This window comes from Streptococcus infantis, assembly GCF_047463315.1.
In the GTDB taxonomy this organism is placed as follows: Bacteria; Bacillota; Bacilli; order Lactobacillales; family Streptococcaceae; genus Streptococcus; species Streptococcus infantis_AB.
The window spans coordinates 103272-121194 of sequence record NZ_JASHEB010000004.1 but is presented as its reverse complement, the minus strand read 5'-3'; the positions used below and the strand labels follow the sequence as shown (position 1 = coordinate 121194).

The following is a 17923-nucleotide window of genomic DNA, read 5'->3' as shown; positions in this document are numbered from 1 at the left end:
GGTATTCTCCTTTAAACACTAGGCATGTCACGGTAGGAAAGATTTGGGCCGATCTCGCCAGTATTCTCTTTTTGAACAAAAGTATTGGCATTTATATAAGCAATAGCTGAAGCCTTCAACACATCAAAATCAAGTCCGGCTGCGTTAAAGATAGTTTCAGTATCTCTGTTTTCAACAGTAACTAAAACACGTGCCTGAGCATCAATCCCGTCTGTTACTGCATCAATCGTGTAGGATACCAAGCGAACAGATTGATTAAAGAATTTGTCGATAGCGTTAAAGACGGCCTCAACCGAACCTTGTCCTGTTGCATTAAATTCAACCTTTTCACCATCCAAATTAGCCAAGCTAATAGTCGCTTCAATGTCATTATCCGCATGAGTTTGGAGTTGTAGATCATCAAAGTGGAAGCCCTCTGGATTTTCAACCATGGTGCCAGCTACCAGAGCTCGAATATCAGCATCTGTGATTTCTTGCTTCTTATCTGCTAAGGCCTTGAACTTAGCAAAAAGTGGTTTGATGTCCTCGTCTGTAAAATCTAGGGCCAAATCCCTCAGTTTTTCTACAAAAGCATGGCGACCAGACAATTTCCCAAGCGGAAGACTGTTGCTCTTGACACCCACCAGTTCAGGTGTGATGATTTCATAAGTGAGAGGATTTTTAAGAACGCCATCTTGGTGAATACCTGATTCATGAGAGAAGGCATTTCCTCCTACAACTGCCTTATTTTTTGGAACTGGAATCCCTGAGAAGCGAGAAACCATTTCGGACGTATTAATCGTTTCGTTTAGGACGATACTTGTCTCTGCTTGGTAATAATCTTGGCGAATATTGAGAGCTACTGCTATTTCTTCTAAAGCAGCATTTCCAGCTCGTTCTCCAATCCCGTTAATGGTTCCTTCTACACGTCCTGCACCATTCTTTACAGCAGCAAGGCTATTTGCTACTGCCATTCCGAGGTCATCATGACAGTGAGGAGAATAGATAATCTGACGATTAGTTTGGACATTATCAATCAGATATTTAAAGATACTTCCGTATTCCTCTGGAGTTGTAAAACCTACTGTATCAGGAATATTGATATAAGTCGCACCCGCATCAACCGCAGTTTGAACGACTTGTAGGAGAAAGTCTAGCTCAGTTCTAGTCGCATCTTCTGGAGAGAATTCTACTATTTCAAACTTGCTCCGTGCATAGGAAACATGTTCACTGATCGCTTCCAAAATCTCTTCCTTACTCTTATTGAGCTTATACTTACGATGAATAGGACTGGTAGCGATAAAGACATGTATTTGTGGATACTTAGCATCCTTGAGTGCTTCATAACAAGCGTCAATGTCTGATTTAACAGAACGAGCTAAGCCTGTCACGGCTGTTTTTTTCATAGCCTTAGCAATTTCTTGAACAGCTGTAAATGAATCTGGACTAGCAGCTGGAAAACCAGCTTCGATTGCTGAAATTCCCCATTTCTCTAGCTGTTTTGCTATAGCAACCTTTTCCTTTATTGAAAAATTGACACCTGGTGTCTGCTCACCATCTCGGAGACTGGTATCTAAAAACTCAACTACACGCATGAGAATGCTCCCTTCACATTTTCGATATAGAAAAAACATCTCGCTCGGAGTTCCAAGCGAGATGTTGATTTACTCCCGCTTGGTAAGCCAAACAGGACTAATGCTTTTGCACTAGTCCGAGTACCTCAACAACAAAGCAAATTGATTAAACTTAGCTGTTTTCATGTTTGGCTTTCTCCTTTGTTTGATGTCTTGTTTATTATTCTAGCATAGGAAAAATCACTTGTCAAGAAAAAATCCAATATTTTCTGAAAATTTCTTCAATAAAGAATATTTTGCGAATTGAAAGTATTTGAAAACTCAAATATGTTTATTTCTTAGAAGTCAAAAACCAACTTCTCTCAAATAATTCAAGGACCTTTTCGTCAGTTAGAGTGTCATCGAGTGGAAGACTAATCCAATAGCGTTTATTCATATGAAAGGCTGGATAAACTCCGTTTTGTGAAAGCAAGTCAGCTACTTGGTCGTGTTTGAGGTTGACTGCTTCCACTAGCCCTTCTCTCTCCTTATCTAGCCTATCCCAAGGAATTCTCATTAAAATAGCATACCACTTCTTATTATCTTCATGGCGCAAAACAGCCGTATCAGGCGATTTCTCCCATAGATATTCCAGCTGATTGCCATACTTTTCTTGAACAAGCGCCGTGATTCTCTTGGTCTGTGGACAGATAAATTCCTGTACCTCAAAACAAGCCTTTCTAATATCAAAAAGTTCCTCTAAACAAGCCTCTCGAACAGTTCCGACAAAAGTTCCTCTCATGCTTTCCATGTGGACTTGAGGATAGAGGTCACCAGTTTCTTGGTCATAAACATGAAAACTTAAGTCTCCATCCTCAACTGTAACCATCATGAGAAAATCTCCCTGCAAGATAGTCGTATTATAGGTCCATACACCTTGATTTTCTACAAAACCATAAGTATGAGCCTTTTCTTTATTAAATTGATAGGCTTTAAAAATTTCAAACATAAGCGAAAACTGCTACCAAAAGCTAGCAGTTCCTTTCTATTTTTTAAAAGACAACCTTTGTTCCATGTAATTGTGTCACACCTAATTGATCGATAAAGGTTTGACGGTTGTCCATGTCAATCCCCCCACCAGGTAAAATTTCAATTTTTCCTGCAGCGTGTTCTAGAATTCTATGATAGTGAGAAAAGCGTTTCACTAACGAGTCGCCAGATACACCAGCTCGAGTGAGGATGCGTGTTACACCGGCCTGGCTGAGCCAATCAATGGCTTCCAACTGCTCTTCATCGCTCAAATCATCGAAAGCCATGTGGAAGACAATCTCCATACCTTTAGATGCAGCAACTAATTTTTCAAGATTGGCCTTGTCTAACTTCTTATCTGCTGTTAAGGCACCAAAAACAACCCCTTGGCTACCTGCTTGAGCAGTTAGACGAATATCCTCGAGCATAATAGAAATCTCGAGGTCATTATAAACAAAGTCACCACCACGTGGACGAATCATCGTCATGATAGTCGTATCGTAGTTTGATGCAAGTTCAACAGCTGCCTTGGTTACTCCGTAGCTTGGTGTCGTTCCACCAACTGCTAAATTATCACAGAGTTCAATACGGCGAGCTCCTGCCTGCATAGCTTTTTCAAGCAAGGTCACATTTTCAGCACAAAATTCGTAAATCATTTGGTACTCCTTGAAAGTTTCTTTAATATTATTATATCATATCATTTTTAGTAATCTCTATTTTTTATCAAGGGAAATCATTACTTTTTTAGCTATTCTTTATCTGGTATTACCTTAAAGAGATAATAGGTTATAAATACTGTTAAGCAGCCTAAAGCAATTTTTACAGGTAAGAGCGGAGCAAAATAAATGGAGATTCCCATCAAAATATAAATCGATACGATAATCTTCTTCTTTCGTTCACGCGCAATAGACTTAGTTTCTCTAAAGTCCGCAACATAGGTTTGATAGAGCTTGGTATGATAGAGCCAATCTTCAAAACGTTTAGAAGATTTTGAAAAACAAGCAATTGACAACAAGAGAAAGGGTGTTGTCGGTAATAGTGGCAAGGCAACTCCAACGATTGCTAAAGCTAAAGAAATGAATCCAATGCAAAGATAAATAATGCGCATATCTGCTCCTAAGTAAGAATAATCTTCTTCTAGTTAAGCATAAAAAGATAAAATCTGTCAAGTTTAAATTAAAAAGAGCTGAAATTATCATTTCAGCCCTAATTAATTTTATTTAATCTTTTCTTCTTCGTAGTCACCATTGCTACATACGATCTGTTTTCCGCCACCACGGATTTTTTTCTCCATGAGGAAATGACCACATTTAGGACAATCACGTCCAACAGGTTTATCCCAAGAAGTAAAATCACATTCTGGATAACGATTGCATCCATAGAAAATACGATTACGTTTGGTTTTGCGTTCGATGATTTGCCCTTGATGACAATTTGGACATGTAACACCGACTTCTTTAACAATGGCTTGCGTATGTCGACAATCTGGGAAATTGCTACATGCGTAAAACTTACCGAAGCGTCCAATCTTAATCACCATAGGACTGCCACAAACTTCACAGTCAAATCCAGCTGGTTCATCCTTGATTTGAATTTTTTCCATCTCTGCTTCAGCTTTTTCGACCTCTTTAGAGAATGGTTTGTAAAATTCATCAATAACCCGTTGCCACTCTTCTTTTCCAACCTCGACATCATCCAGTTTACCTTCCATTTCAGCGGTAAACTTCACGTTAACAATGTCTGGGAAGTATTCGACAATCAGCTTGTTAACGACTTGTCCTAAATCAGTTGGTTCAAAGCGTTTAGATGCTAGTCTTACATAGTAACGTTTTTGGATTGTTTCAATGGTTGGAGCATAGGTAGATGGACGTCCAACTCCGTTTTCTTCCAAGGTCTTAATCAAAGTAGCCTCAGAATATCGTGCCGGTGGTTGTGTGAAATGTTGTTCAGGTTTGCTATTAACCTGTTTGACCACATCTCCCACTTCCATATCAGGCAGCATTTTATTTTTATCAGAATCGTTGTAAATGGCTAAATAACCATCAAACTTAACCTGACTACCATTCGCCGCAAATTGAACACCATTTTGCGAAAGTTTAACAGCCATGGTATCAAAAATTGCACCAGTCATTTGACTCGCTACAAAGCGGTTCCAGATAAGGGTATAAAGTTTTAGCTGGTCTTTATCCAAATACTTAGCAATTTTCTCAGGTGTATTAAAGACACTTGAAGGACGAATAGCTTCGTGGGCGTCTTGAGCGCCAGAGGCATTTTTCACCTTGCTACCATGTTTAGAATACTTACTACCAAAACGTTCATTGATGTAACTTGCTGCTTCATTCTGAGCAACTGGACTGATACGAGTAGAATCCGTACGCATATAGGTGATCAAACCTTGGACACCTGTACCAATATTGATTCCTTCATAGAGTTGCTGAGCAACCATCATAGTCTTTCTAGTACGGAAATTAATCTTGTTAGCAGCATCCATCTGCATAGAAGACGTTGTATATGGAAGAGGAGCATTACGCTTTCTTTCCTTTTTATCTACTTGATCAACTGTAAAATCCTTGCTGTTCAAATGAGATAAAACTTTTTTGACTTCATCATTGGTAGTCAACTTCATCTTCTTGCCATTCATTCCATAAAAAGAAGCTTGGAATTGCTTGGTACCTTTTTTAAAGACACCATCAATCGTCCAATATTCTTCTGGTTGGAAGGCATTAATCTCATTTTCACGATCAATGATTAGCTTAAGAGCAACAGACTGAACACGTCCTGCTGATAAGCCTTTTTTAACCTTTTTCCAAAGAATTGGTGAAATTGAATACCCCACTAAACGGTCCAAAACACGACGGGCTTGTTGGGCATCGACCAAATCCATATTGATTTTACGAGGTTCTTTAAAGGCATTTTTTACTGCATCTTTGGTAATCTCGTTGAAAACAACACGGTTGGTATCATTCTCGTCTAGATCTAAAATATGCGCTAAGTGCCATGAAATAGCCTCCCCTTCCCGGTCCGGGTCACTTGCAAGAAAGACTTTATCGGCTTTCTTAGCTTCTTTTTTCAAATCATTGATGAGAGGACCTTTCCCACGAATATTGATATATTGCGGTTCGTAATTATTTTCCACGTCAACTGACATACTTGATTTTTTCAAATCACGAATATGTCCTACGCTGGCTAAAACCTTATAATTACGTCCTAGATATTTTTCAATCGTTTTCGCCTTAGCAGGCGACTCTACGATTACAAGATTTTTTTTACTTGTTGATTTTTTCTTTTTGGTTGCCGTTACCACAGTATCACACCTTCTCAAAGTAATTAAACTTTATAAAGTGTAAACCATTTTTAAAAACCTGTCAAGACATAACACCCATATAATAGAAGAAAAGTTTGCGAAATGAAATCATTTCATTCATTAAAATTCAAATTCTGCTAGTATATCCTGCCCACATGTTGCTAGTTTTGCTCCTTCTTGGATTAAATGATGACAGCCGTCTGAGCGTCCATCTAAAATGGAACCTGGAATAGCAAAGACATCTCTACCTTCCTCCATGGCACGCTCACAAGTGATTAAACTACCAGATCTCATTTTAGCTTCTGCAACGATGACTCCTCGACACAATCCCGCAATAATTCGATTTCTGGCAGGAAAGTGATATTTCAAAGGTTCTTCTCCTGGACCGTACTCGCTTAGAAGCAAATGATGTTCTCCAATATATTCTTGAAGGCGTTTATTGGAGCGTGGATAATAGACATCTAAACCAGTCCCAATAATGCCAATCGTTTTGCCTCCAGTTTGTAGAACAGACATGTGGGCTGCTGTATCAATTCCTCTAGCAAGTCCACTCACCACAACTAATTCATTTTCCAATTCTTCAATGATTTTACGGACTGATTTGGTTCCTATTTGACTACAAGAGCGACTACCTACAACTGCTATCTTGGGTAATTTCAAGAGATTTAAATCTCCTTTATAAAAAAGCAATACAGGTGCATCATAAATTTCACTGAGTGAAATCGGATAAACATCATCCAAAATTGAAAATGATGGGAACTTTTCAAAATCTTTCTTCAAGCGTTCCATGCTTTCAAAAGTCAGTTTATGATACCGCTCCATAAAAACGACTGGATTACGACACTCCGATGCTTCAGCGATTTTCTCTAAACTCAATTCCTGATCATAAATTTCTCCATATTGAAGTACTTTCAGAACCTGCTGATTACTTAAACCTGCTTGCTTTAACTTATAAATCTCAAAATTATCAATCTTAATCTTCATTATTAACTCCTTGTCATCCTCTCTCTATTTATATATTCGTAGAAAAAGAAAAAAACTTCCAACAATTTTACTTGTTAGGAAGTTTCTATTTATCTTTGTTATGTTAGTAATCAGGTCGAAGAACTCCAGTGACAGTCGCTTTAGTTGCTTCGTAGTCTCCGTCAATAACAACCTTGATAATGCGTTTAGCATCCTCTTCAGGCGCAGGAACCAATGGGAGGCGAGTTGGACCAGCTTCAAATCCCATATAGTTGAGGACTGCCTTAACAGGTGCAGGACTTGGGTATGAGAAGAGAGCATTAACCTTGGGAATAAACTTACGTTGAATAGCAGCCGCTTTCTTCATATCACTATCTTTAATCGCAGTGAACATTTCATACATTTCATCACCATTGGTATGAGAAGCAACAGAGATAACCCCGTCAGCACCAAGGTTCATAGCATGGAAAGCATCTCCATCTTCACCAGTGTAGATCAAGAATTCTTCAGGTTTGTGCTCAATCAAATAAGCCATATTTGCAAGGCTAGTACATTCCTTGACACCAATGATATTTGGATGTTCCGCTAAGCGAAGCATGGTTTCTGGAGTCAATTCTACTACTACACGACCTGGAATATTATAGATAATAATGGGTAAATCAGAGGCATCTGCAATAGCTTTAAAGTGTTGGTACATACCTTCTTGAGATGGTTTATTGTAGTAAGGAACAATAGCAAGACCAGCCGCAAAGCCTCCAAATTCTGCTACTTCTTTGACGAACTCAATAGAGTCGCGTGTATCATTAGTACCAACACCAGCAATTAAAGGAACACGTCCATTAACAACCTTCTGAACAGCTGCAAATAGCTGTAACTCCTCATCGTGAGTAAGAGTCGGACTCTCAGCAGTCGTCCCAGCCAAGAGAATACCATCAGTATGGTGTGCCAATAAATGTTCAATCAACTTTGGAATCGCGTCGAAATTTATTGACCCATCTTCATGAAAAGGGGTAATAAAAGCAGTGATAATTTTACAATCTTTTAAATCTTGATAAGACATAGAAAAAACCTTTCTCTATATAAGAAAGAGGCTGGGGCTTACTTGCCTTTGCCTCCTGTTCTGTACATAAAATAAGAGGAAGAAATCAAACACTTCGAGTTACTGATTTCTGTTTCATAACGCAGTGGTTGATTGGAACTACTCATGTTTGCAACATTCGTACTTACTAATCAACTGTGCGGGGGCAAAACTACGAAATCAAACTCTTCGAGTTACTGATTTCTGTTTTGCTCCCTATTTCAATTCAAACTTCAACTCAGCTGTTGGGTGTACTAGACCACGTTCATGAAGGGTTTCTGCAATTTGAACTGAGTTCCATGCAGCACCCTTGAGAAGGTTATCAGATACTACCCACATGTGGATCCCTTTTTCAGCATCTAAGTCTTTACGGATACGTCCGACAAATGTATCACGTGAACCGACAGCATTGACTGCTTGAGGATAGATTTGGTGAGCAACATCGTCTTCAAGAACTGTACCTGGGAAGGCAGCAATAGCAGCTTTGACTTCATCGATTGGTGCTACTTCTTTAGTTTCAATATAGACTGACTCAGAGTGGGCGGACAAGACAGGAATACGCACGCAAGTTGCTGAAACAGCAATGCTATCGTCTTCCATGATTTTCTTAGTTTCGTTTGTCATCTTCATTTCTTCATAAGTGTAGTCATTATCAGTGAAGACGTCAATTTGAGGAAGGGCATTAAAAGCAATTGGATAGTGTTTCTTATCACCACCTGATGGCAAGATTTCCGCATGCAAATCACGTGGATTTACACCATCATTCAATACTTCACGCAATTCACGTTGTGTCTCAAGAATGGCTCCCATACCTGCACCTGAAACAGCTTGATAAGTTGAAACGATGATACGGTCTAAGCCCCATTTTTGACGAACTGGTTCAAGAGCTACCATCATTTGAATAGTTGAACAGTTAGGACATGAAATGATCCCGTTGTGAGCATCAAGAGCATGGGCGTTTACTTCAGGAACGACTAATGGCACATCTGGATTTTGACGGAAATAAGAAGTGTTATCTACTACTACTGCCCCCGCTTTAACAGCATAAGGTGCGTATTTTGCAGAAGTTGAACCACCAGCTGAGAAGAGAGCAATATCAACTCCTTCAAAAGCTTCTTCTGTTGTTTCTTCAATAGTCACATCTTGACCCTTGAATTTCAAGACCTTTCCTGCAGAACGTGCAGAAGCAAGGTAGCGAATCTTATCAATTGGAAGAGTTGATTCTTCCAACATTTTGATCATTTGAGCACCAACGGCACCTGTAGCACCGACAACAGCAACTGTGTATCCCATAACAAACCTCTTTTGGAATTTTCTAAAAATTTCTATAATAGAAATATTATACTACTTTTTAGAAAAATTGAAAAGTCTTTACCTTATCTATTTTCTGAAATTAACAAGAAAAAAGGTCGCTATCATTAGCGAACCTTTTTCCAAAAATTTACAAATTAATATCTTTGTTTATACGGTTTATTAAATGCTGCCAAGACATCTGACGGAGTTTCTGAATAAGATTTGATTTCTTTTAAATCTCCCTTTACGATAATCCGTTCGGTTGCATCATAGTCTACACAAGTCACCAAGGTAATTTCATTGATACCTTCACGATCATCAATTTCATCAACTCGATCTGGGGTTACGTGTTTCACTTCCCGAATTTCGTAGGTATAAACTTTATCCTTATCAGTCAGATAAATCTTCATACCTTCTTTAGCATTAACCAAAGGAGAAAATAGCATTTGGCTAGCATTCTCAGCTGTAAAGATATGGTGACTAGCTAAAGAATAATTTCCTTCACCCATTTTTTGATTTGGTTTCATGGTTCCTGCTCCGTAGAACAAGTTTACATTGTCCAAACCTTTAAAGATAGGCAGGTTGATTTCTACTTCGGGAACTGCAATTCCACCTATAACAGGCAACTGTTGTGCATCCCATTGGGATGATAAAACAGCCTCCGAAGAAATAGCTTTCACGGAATTAAAATCAAAATTTCCTTCTGCACCATTGTTCTCTTCAAGTTTCTCTTTAGAGACTTGACTAACTTGATACTTGTTAGTATTCCAAACCATAAAGATATTACGAATCTTTGAGTTAAAAATCAAAGCTAGAGACAAAAGGATTAGAAAACTAGCTAAAATATTAATCAGCAGATTCTTACGTTTATTTTTTTTACTCTTAGTTCTTTTTTGAGACATTATTCTTCACTTTCTGTTTCGTTTTCTGCCCCAACTTCTTCTTTCTCAGCTGCCGCAACTGTTGTAAAGGTTACAATCTTAGCGTTCTCATCTAGACGCATAACCTTAACTCCCATGGTTGAACGTCCAGTTTGAGAAATATTGGCAACATTTGTACGAATCATGACACCGGTATCTGTGATAACCATCAAATCTTCGTCACCTTTTACTGTGAGAAGACCTGCAAGTTGACCGTTTTTATCAGTAATATTAGCGGTTTTCATACCTTTACCAGCACGACCTTTAGTTGGATATTCAGTGGCAACTGTACGCTTACCATATCCTTTTTCGGTGATAATGAGGACCTCATCTTGGTCAGTGATTACTCTAGCTCCAACTACAGCATCTCCTTCACGAAGATTTACCCCTTTAACACCAGTAGCACTACGACTCATGCTACGAACGGAAGACTGGTTGAAACGAACTGCATAACCTAATTTAGTACCGATAATGATGTCAGTATCTTCTTGAGTAAGAAGAACATTAATTAATTCATCCCCATCTTTCAAATTCAAGGCTTTTAGACCATTTTGACGAATGTTGGCAAATTCTTTAACTCTAGTTCTCTTAACAATACCTGCTCGAGTCGTAAAGAAGATGTATGCATCATCACTACGTTCTGATTCGACATTAATGATGGTTTGAATGCTTTCTCCCTCATCCAGTTTCAAGAGGTTAACTACTGGCAATCCCTTGGCTGTACGACCATATTCTGGGATTTCATAACCTTTCAAACGATAGACACGACCTTTGTTGGTAAAGAAGAGCAAGTGATCATGGGTGCTAGTAGAAACCAACTCACGGACAAAGTCATCATCCTTGACTCCTGTTCCCTGTACGCCACGTCCACCACGTTTTTGAGCTGTGAATTCATCTTGATCCAAACGTTTGATGTAGCCTTTGTTCGATAGTGTGATGAGAACATCAGATTCTTCAATTAAGTCTTCATCTTCGAGCGTCAAAACCTCTCCCACCATCAACTCTGTGCGACGTTTATCAGCAAATTTACGCTTCACTTCATCAAGTTCTTCTTTGATAATTTGCGCAACACGTTCTGGTTTTGCAAGAATATCTGCTAAGTCGGCAATCAAAGCAATGAGGTCATCATATTCAGATTGAATCTTATCACGCTCCAAACCTGTCAAACGACGGAGACGCATGTCAAGAATTGCTTGACTTTGACGTTCAGAAAGCTTGAACTTGCTCATCAATTCTGCTTGAGCTTCTTCATCAGTCTCGCTTGCACGAATGATACGAATAACTTCATCAATATGATCCAGAGCAATTAGCAAACCTTCCAAGATATGCGCGCGTGCCTCAGCTTTTTCTTTATCAAATTGAGTGCGACGAGTCACAACTTCTTTTTGGTGCTCAATGTATGCATCCAAGATTTGGCGAAGCGATAAAATCTTTGGAACACCATTTTGGATAGCAAGCATGTTAAAACCAAAGCTAGTCTGCATCTGAGTCATCTTGAATAAGTTGTTCAAAATAACATTAGCTGATGCGTCGCGTCTAACTTCAATAACAAAGCGAACACCCTCACGGTTAGATTCATCACGAACAGCTGTAATTCCTTCAATACGTTTCTCTTGAACAAGACGCACAATATGTTCATGTACTTTGGTTTTGTTGACCATATATGGGAATTCAGTAACAACGATACGTTCGCGACCTGTTTTAGTTTCTTCAATTTCCGTACGAGAACGAAGAACAATAGATCCCTTACCAGTCTCATACGCCTTATGAATACCTGATTTACCCATAACTAGGGCACCAGTTGGGAAGTCTGGACCAGGTAAAACTTCCATCAAATCTTTAGTTGTAACTTCAGGATTATCCATGACGAGTTTAACAGCATCAATGGTTTCACCTAAATTATGAGGTGGAATATTGGTCGCCATACCAACGGCGATACCTGTAGCACCATTGACCAATAGATTTGGGAAACGAGCTGGTAAAACAACCGGTTCGCGCTCATTGGCATCATAGTTATCAACAAAATCAACAGTATTTTTATTGATGTCTCGAAGCATTTCAAGAGCAATCTTGCTCATACGTGCTTCGGTATAACGTTGCGCGGCAGCACCATCACCGTCCATAGAACCAAAGTTACCATGCCCATCTACAAGCATGTAGCGGTAACTCCACCATTGTGCCATACGAACCATAGCCTCGTAAATAGATGAGTCTCCGTGTGGGTGGTATTTACCCATTACGTCCCCTGTAATACGGGCAGATTTTTTATGAGGTTTATCAGGCGTAACTCCTAATTCGTTCATTCCGTACAAAATACGACGATGAACAGGTTTCAACCCATCACGAACATCAGGAAGAGCACGCGATACGATTACACTCATGGCGTAGTCGATAAAGCTAGTCTTCATCTCCTTGGTCAGATTGACATTCACTAGATTTTTATCTTGCATTAAAAAATGCCTCATTTCCCTATTAGTAACTAGATATATTATACCATAGTTTAGCTTATATTTCAGTCTCTGGACACACCTAAAACGTTTACATTGATAACTGGATGTTATATCCGTGACAAAGCTATTTAAAAGTGATAGAATGAAATCAGACAGGGTATTACCCTTAAAAAAACAAAGGAGATGTTTAGACTAATGACAGCAACTAAACAACACAAAAAAGTTATCCTCGTTGGTGATGGTGCCGTAGGTTCATCTTACGCTTTCGCTCTTGTTAACCAAGGAATTGCCCAAGAACTTGGTATCATTGAAATTCCTCAATTACACGAAAAAGCTGTTGGTGACGCTCTTGACCTTAGCCATGCCCTTGCTTTCACTTCACCTAAAAAAATCTATGCTGCTGAATACGCTGACTGTGCGGACGCTGACCTTGTAGTTATCACTGCTGGTGCTCCTCAAAAACCAGGTGAAACTCGTCTTGATCTTGTTGGTAAAAACCTTGCAATCAACAAATCAATCGTAACACAAGTTGTTGAATCAGGATTTAACGGTATCTTCCTTGTAGCTGCTAACCCAGTTGACGTTTTGACATACTCTACATGGAAATTCTCAGGATTCCCTAAAGAACGTGTTATCGGTTCAGGTACTTCTCTTGACTCAGCTCGTTTCCGTCAAGCCCTTGCTGAAAAATTGGATGTAGACGCTCGTTCAGTTCACGCCTACATCATGGGTGAACACGGTGACTCAGAATTTGCCGTTTGGTCACACGCTAACATTGCTGGTGTTAACCTTGAAGAATTCCTTAAGGACACTCAAAACGTTCAAGAAACTGAATTGATCGAATTGTTCGAAGGTGTTCGTGACGCTGCTTACACAATCATCAACAAAAAAGGTGCTACATACTATGGTATCGCCGTTGCCCTTGCTCGTATCACTAAAGCAATCCTTGATGATGAAAATGCAGTACTTCCACTTTCTGTATTCCAAGAAGGCCAATACGGAATCAAAGACGTCTTCATCGGTCAACCAGCTGTTGTTGGAGCACACGGTATTGTACGTCCAGTGAACATCCCATTGAACGACGCTGAAACTCAAAAAATGCAAGCTTCTGCTAAAGAATTGAAAGCTATCATTGATGAAGCTTGGAAAAACCCTGAATTCCAAGAAGCTTCTAAAAACTAATTATATTCAATTTTAAAAAAAGAAATGTCTAGACAAAACAGTCTAGACATTTTTTATAACTCTAATCCATTTGAGCAAAAGCTGCTTCCGCGTCTGCATTGCTAATCGCACCTAACTGAATCTTAGCAATTTTACCGTTTGAATCAATTAGATATTCTGTTGGGATACTTCGAATCTGATAAGCTTGGAAGGTTGTTCCCTGGGTGTCATACAAGACAGGTATATCCTTATATCCTTGTTCCTCAAACCATTTTGGAAATTGGTCTATGGTTTTTTCACCTTGAAGGCCTGGTGCAATAACAGATAATATTTCAAAATCACGATCTTCTTTTGCAGCAAGTTCCATTAGTTCTGGCATACTTTTTTTACATGGTCCGCACCAAGAAGCCCAGAATTTTAGATAAACTTTTTTACCTTTATAATCAGATAATTTGACTTCTTTTCCATCCATCGATTGGAGGGTAAAATCTGGTGCTTCGAATCCTACAGCTATTTGCTTAACCGTTGCTTGTTGCTGTGTTTGAGTCTTTTGATTTTCCTGACTTGATTCCTTCTCTTCCTTGCCACAAGCAATCAAAAGAAAGATAGATAAGAAACTAAGTCCAAAATAGATTGTTTTTTTCATAGATAACTCCTTTTATCCTAATATTCCAGATAAGACATTTAACTGTCCCAACATTAATAAAATTCCCATGAGAATAATTAGTAAACCACCAATTCTTTTCAGTAAGAGTAGGTGAGATTTAATTCTACTAAAATAAGGCATGATCAGACCTGATGCCAAAGCCAATACTAAAAATGGAAGCGCCATTCCAAGAGTATAAACTAGGGTTAATAAAGCACCTTGAAGAGCTCCATTTCCTCCTGAGGCAGCTAATGCTAAAACTGAACTTAAAACTGGACCAATACATGGAGTCCAACCAAAGCTGAAGCTGATACCTAATAGAAAGGCTGATAGATATTTACTCGGCTGTTTTTGATCAAATCTTACTGTTTTTTGGAACTCTAATTTTCGTAAATGAAGAATTTCCATCTGATGTAAGCCTAGTATGATAATAATACCACCCATAACATAACGAAACCAATCAGCATAGAGTAAGTTCCCGAGAAATCCTGCTCCAAACCCTAGAATAAAGAAAATCAGAGAGATACCTGCGATAAAACAGAATGTCCGAATTAATCCTGACCAGGCAACATTTTTACCTAAAAACCGAAATGTCTTTGACTGCTCTTGATCATCTAACAAAACACCTGCATAGACTGGTAACAAAGGAAATATGCAGGGAGAAAAAAATGACAAGATACCAGCTAAAAATACAGAGATAAAAAATATAATACTTTCCAATTAAGAACCTTCTTTCATATAGTCATCTTTTATTTTACTATAAAAGAAAACGTTTGTAAGATATCTGCTACGCAAATTTGATTTCAACTTTAACGAATAAAAAAAGGAGCTCAGCTCCCTTTTTGATTAATAAGTTCCCTCTTCACCTTGACTTGTCAAGATTACAGGTCCATCCTTGGTAATAACAAACTGGTGTTCATACTGACATGATAGACCACCGTCGATAGTTTTGTGAGCCCAGCCTGTTTTCATGTCTGTATCGATTTCCCAATCACCTGTATTAATCATAGGTTCGATTGTCAAAACCATACCTTCACGAAGGCGAAGGCCACGACCTGCGATACCATAGTTTGGAACCATTGGTTCTTCATGCATGGTTGGTCCAACACCGTGTCCTACAAGCTCACGAACAACGCCATATCCACGACTTTCAGCATATTCCTGAATAGCTGCACCAATATCACCAATACGGTTTCCTACAACAGCTTTTTCAATACCGATGTACATAGCTTCTTTGGTCACGTCCATCAAGTTTTTAACTTCTTCTGATGGTTTACCAACTGCGTATGCCCAACAAGAATCGGCTAATCCACCCGTAAAGTTTTGAGTATATTTTTTCATCTGCTCAACGTTGTTAAAATTGAGTTTAGAAACATTGAGGTCAGACTTCGCGATTGGCCCACCAAGGACCATATCAACCTTGAGAAGGTCACCCTCTTTGAGGATATAATGACGAGGGAAGGCGTGTGCTACTTCGTCATTGAGCGAGCAGCAGGTTGCATATGGATAGTCCATCATTGCCCCATCAACACCAATCTGTAGTGGAAGGAAATTCTCTTCTTTACAACGACGGCGAACATACTCTTCTACTTCCCACATATCAACACCTGGCTTGATGATATCACGCAAGCCAATGTGGATGCTTGCAAGAAAATCACCAGCCTTATCCATAGCTTCGATTTCTCTAGCTGATTTTAATGTAATCATGTTTACTCCTAGATTCTAATTAATTTTTACAGTTACATTTGCTTTTGATACAATTTGATGATTGAGATAAATGTCATAATCAATAATAGCCGATCGTCTCGTATGATGAATAATTCTAGCTTGAATCCGTAGAACATCATCAATCTGAACAGCCTGTAAGAAGTAAATCAACATTTGTTCAATGATGAGGTTACGCCCGCTATTAACGACCAAGTCTTGCGTCATATGAGTCAAGATTTCTGAAAGAACTCCATTAGCCAGAACACCATTTTTTTCTAACATAAAGGGTTCGACTGTAATAACAACTTCATCATGATGATAAGATAACTTCTGTCCAATCTGTTCTGAAAAGGTTGGTAAAGTTGAGACCTGAGAACGACTCATTTTTTCCATGACATCACGTCTAGTAATGACACCAAGCAAGGTTTGGTTGCTCCGTACAACAGGTACCATTTCAAAATCTTCAGCAATCATTCTCTGGCTCACGTTAGCAATATTTGTGGCTAAACCGGTCATGTAGACAGTTCTTGTCATGACCTTATCTATGGTAGTCCCTGGTGATTTATCTCCAGCATCACGCATGGTCACGACACCCACAACAACCTTATGCTGATTGATAACAGGGAATCGACTACTTCTATTCTTACGAACTAAATCTAAATAATCTTTTACAGTATCCGTTTCTTGTAAAAAACCATATTCATGACAAGTGCGATAGATTTTTTCAACTGTTAAAATATCTGTCTTTATTTGGACATTTGACAAAGCTCGGTTAATCATGGTCGCAACGGTAAATGTGTCATGTTTACTGCGTAACACTGGGATATTTTTCTTATTAGCAGCATCCAAAACATCTTTATGAACTTCAAATCCACCTGTTACCAAGACAGCATTTTCATTTTCAAGTGCCAATAATTGGATCCGTGTTCTATCTCCGACAATAAGTAGACCGCCATCATGAAGATAAGAAAGAATATTCTTTTCTGTCATGGCTCCAATGGAGAATTTACTGAATTCTCTCTCCAAACCAGCTTGGCCAGCTAAAACTTCTGAACCAGTGACTTCTGCAATTTCTGCAAAGGTTAATCTCTCAATGGCAACTTTTTTGGACTTGACACGGACAGTTCCACTTCGAGGACGTGTTTCAACTAAGCCTCTATTTTCAGCTTCTTTGATAGCACGATAGGCTGTCCCATCGCTTACTCCCAGCCGATTTGAAATACTTCGAACGCTAACCCGTTTTCCGACCGGTAATTCTTCTAAATAAGCTAAAATTTCTTGGTGTTTACTCATTTAGCTCTCCTTTTGTATAGCGAAATTCTAGATAATCCCGCATCTTACGAGTATAGCGGTCACTACCTTTAAACCTACGATATAGAACGAAGCCTGATTTTTGTGCAACCTTTTGACTAGCACTATTTTCTAAATGCGTCACAATAGAAAGTTGCTTTAATTCAAACTGATCCATAGACAAATCGCGTAATTTGGTAACTGCTTCCGTCATATATCCCTGAGACCAATAGTCTTTCCTTAAAAAATAGCCAATTTCTGCTTCTTTACGGATTTCATCCAACTTTTCAAACTTGATGGCTCCAATCATTTTTTGATCATTACGATCGCAAATGGCCCAAATTCCCAAGGGTGATTTCATAAAGTAGTTAGCAAGAGCATATTGGCTTTCCTCAATGCCGGCTTGCGTAGGAAAAATAAATTGGAGATTTTCAGGGTCTGATGCTAGAGCATGAAAGTCATCTACATCCGTAAAAAAGAATGGACGGAAATACAAACGTTCCGTCTCATAGAAAGAATACATTGCTAATTTCGTCCAGATATTCATTGT

At 38.9% G+C, this 17923-nt stretch carries 16 protein-coding genes; 1 reads left to right on the top strand and 15 read right to left on the bottom strand.

All coding sequences use genetic code 11. The features are described from left to right. Nucleotides 1-11: 11 nt before the first annotated feature. The 10 genes from QM857_RS05805 to gyrA form a co-directional block, all read right to left on the bottom strand. Nucleotides 12-1574 (bottom strand): 2-isopropylmalate synthase, encoded by a 1563-nt coding sequence (locus QM857_RS05805; protein ID WP_414275349.1) that lies wholly within the window; start codon nucleotides 1572-1574, stop codon nucleotides 12-14. Nucleotides 1575-1884: 310 nt separating this feature from the next. Further along, nucleotides 1885-2541: an MmcQ/YjbR family DNA-binding protein gene (locus QM857_RS05800; RefSeq protein WP_414275348.1), complete on the bottom strand. Its 657-nt coding sequence runs from the start codon at nucleotides 2539-2541 to the stop codon at nucleotides 1885-1887. 43 nt (nucleotides 2542-2584) lie between these two features. Next, nucleotides 2585-3217, bottom strand: a complete 633-nt coding sequence (locus QM857_RS05795; protein WP_414275347.1) for a copper homeostasis protein CutC — start codon at nucleotides 3215-3217, stop codon at nucleotides 2585-2587. A 92-nt stretch (nucleotides 3218-3309) separates the two neighbouring features. Beyond that, a complete protein-coding gene (locus tag QM857_RS05790; protein ID WP_006148621.1) occupies nucleotides 3310-3669 on the bottom strand; it encodes a YbaN family protein in 360 nt (119 codons plus the stop codon). Nucleotides 3670-3777: 108 nt separating this feature from the next. After that, on the bottom strand, nucleotides 3778-5865 hold the full coding sequence (gene topA / locus QM857_RS05785) for a type I DNA topoisomerase (protein ID WP_414275346.1): 2088 nt from the start codon (nucleotides 5863-5865) through the stop codon (nucleotides 3778-3780). 120 nt (nucleotides 5866-5985) lie between these two features. Further along, entirely contained in the window at nucleotides 5986-6843 is an 858-nt protein-coding gene (dprA, locus tag QM857_RS05780) for a DNA-processing protein DprA (RefSeq protein ID WP_414264209.1), read from the bottom strand. A gap of 109 nt (nucleotides 6844-6952) precedes the next feature. After that, entirely contained in the window at nucleotides 6953-7888 is a 936-nt protein-coding gene (gene dapA / locus QM857_RS05775) for a 4-hydroxy-tetrahydrodipicolinate synthase (RefSeq protein ID WP_414275345.1), read from the bottom strand. A 234-nt stretch (nucleotides 7889-8122) separates the two neighbouring features. Beyond that, the gene (locus QM857_RS05770) at nucleotides 8123-9199 is read right to left on the bottom strand and encodes an aspartate-semialdehyde dehydrogenase (RefSeq protein WP_414275344.1); all 1077 of its coding nucleotides are present in this window, start codon (nucleotides 9197-9199) and stop codon (nucleotides 8123-8125) included. A 155-nt stretch (nucleotides 9200-9354) separates the two neighbouring features. Continuing rightward, nucleotides 9355-10101: a class A sortase gene (locus QM857_RS05765; RefSeq protein ID WP_414275343.1), complete on the bottom strand. Its 747-nt coding sequence runs from the start codon at nucleotides 10099-10101 to the stop codon at nucleotides 9355-9357. Continuing rightward, nucleotides 10101-12569, bottom strand: coding sequence for a DNA gyrase subunit A (gene gyrA, locus QM857_RS05760; protein ID WP_414275342.1), 2469 nt, complete (start codon nucleotides 12567-12569; stop codon nucleotides 10101-10103). Before gyrA ends, QM857_RS05765 begins: the two co-directional genes overlap by 1 nt. Nucleotides 12570-12764: 195 nt before the next feature. Here gyrA and QM857_RS05755 point away from each other — a divergent pair, with 195 nt between their 5' ends. Then, nucleotides 12765-13751, top strand: a complete 987-nt coding sequence (locus QM857_RS05755; protein ID WP_247921451.1) for an L-lactate dehydrogenase — start codon at nucleotides 12765-12767, stop codon at nucleotides 13749-13751. Nucleotides 13752-13812: 61 nt separating this feature from the next. Here QM857_RS05755 and sdbB read toward each other — a convergent pair whose 3' ends face one another. The 5 genes from sdbB to QM857_RS05730 all read right to left on the bottom strand — a co-directional run bounded on the left by sdbB (nucleotide 13813) and on the right by QM857_RS05730 (nucleotide 17920). Further along, nucleotides 13813-14376 (bottom strand): thiol-disulfide oxidoreductase-associated lipoprotein SdbB, encoded by a 564-nt coding sequence (gene sdbB / locus QM857_RS05750; protein ID WP_414275341.1) that lies wholly within the window; start codon nucleotides 14374-14376, stop codon nucleotides 13813-13815. 12 nt (nucleotides 14377-14388) lie between these two features. Beyond that, nucleotides 14389-15096, bottom strand: coding sequence for a thiol-disulfide oxidoreductase-associated membrane protein CcdA2 (gene ccdA2, locus QM857_RS05745; RefSeq protein WP_414275340.1), 708 nt, complete (start codon nucleotides 15094-15096; stop codon nucleotides 14389-14391). A gap of 126 nt (nucleotides 15097-15222) precedes the next feature. Further along, on the bottom strand, nucleotides 15223-16083 hold the full coding sequence (locus tag QM857_RS05740) for a methionyl aminopeptidase (RefSeq protein WP_414275339.1): 861 nt from the start codon (nucleotides 16081-16083) through the stop codon (nucleotides 15223-15225). 15 nt (nucleotides 16084-16098) lie between these two features. Continuing rightward, complete coding sequence (gene spxR, locus QM857_RS05735) at nucleotides 16099-17376, bottom strand: CBS-HotDog domain-containing transcription factor SpxR (RefSeq protein ID WP_006148632.1); 1278 nt, start codon at nucleotides 17374-17376, stop codon at nucleotides 16099-16101. Further along, nucleotides 17369-17920 (bottom strand): GNAT family N-acetyltransferase, encoded by a 552-nt coding sequence (locus QM857_RS05730; RefSeq protein WP_414275338.1) that lies wholly within the window; start codon nucleotides 17918-17920, stop codon nucleotides 17369-17371. The genes spxR and QM857_RS05730 overlap by 8 nt, the downstream gene beginning before the upstream one ends. Between the last annotated feature and the right edge of the window lie 3 nt (nucleotides 17921-17923).

What these genes read in the sequence shown, in the direction of transcription:
- QM857_RS05770 (WP_414275344.1), bottom strand. Translation starts at nt 9,199, where the DNA reads ATGGGATACACAGTTGCTGTTGTCGGTGCTACAGGTGCCGTTGGTGCT.
- gyrA (WP_414275342.1), bottom strand. Translation starts at nt 12,569, where the DNA reads ATGCAAGATAAAAATCTAGTGAATGTCAATCTGACCAAGGAGATGAAG.
- spxR (WP_006148632.1), bottom strand. Translation starts at nt 17,376, where the DNA reads ATGAGTAAACACCAAGAAATTTTAGCTTATTTAGAAGAATTACCGGTC.
- QM857_RS05755 (WP_247921451.1), top strand. Translation starts at nt 12,765, where the DNA reads ATGACAGCAACTAAACAACACAAAAAAGTTATCCTCGTTGGTGATGGT.
- dapA (WP_414275345.1), bottom strand. Translation starts at nt 7,888, where the DNA reads ATGTCTTATCAAGATTTAAAAGATTGTAAAATTATCACTGCTTTTATT.
- QM857_RS05765 (WP_414275343.1), bottom strand. Translation starts at nt 10,101, where the DNA reads ATGTCTCAAAAAAGAACTAAGAGTAAAAAAAATAAACGTAAGAATCTG.
- QM857_RS05795 (WP_414275347.1), bottom strand. Translation starts at nt 3,217, where the DNA reads ATGATTTACGAATTTTGTGCTGAAAATGTGACCTTGCTTGAAAAAGCT.
- QM857_RS05805 (WP_414275349.1), bottom strand. Translation starts at nt 1,574, where the DNA reads ATGCGTGTAGTTGAGTTTTTAGATACCAGTCTCCGAGATGGTGAGCAG.
- QM857_RS05740 (WP_414275339.1), bottom strand. Translation starts at nt 16,083, where the DNA reads ATGATTACATTAAAATCAGCTAGAGAAATCGAAGCTATGGATAAGGCT.
- sdbB (WP_414275341.1), bottom strand. Translation starts at nt 14,376, where the DNA reads ATGAAAAAAACAATCTATTTTGGACTTAGTTTCTTATCTATCTTTCTT.
- QM857_RS05790 (WP_006148621.1), bottom strand. Translation starts at nt 3,669, where the DNA reads ATGCGCATTATTTATCTTTGCATTGGATTCATTTCTTTAGCTTTAGCA.
- QM857_RS05730 (WP_414275338.1), bottom strand. Translation starts at nt 17,920, where the DNA reads ATGAATATCTGGACGAAATTAGCAATGTATTCTTTCTATGAGACGGAA.
- QM857_RS05800 (WP_414275348.1), bottom strand. Translation starts at nt 2,541, where the DNA reads ATGTTTGAAATTTTTAAAGCCTATCAATTTAATAAAGAAAAGGCTCAT.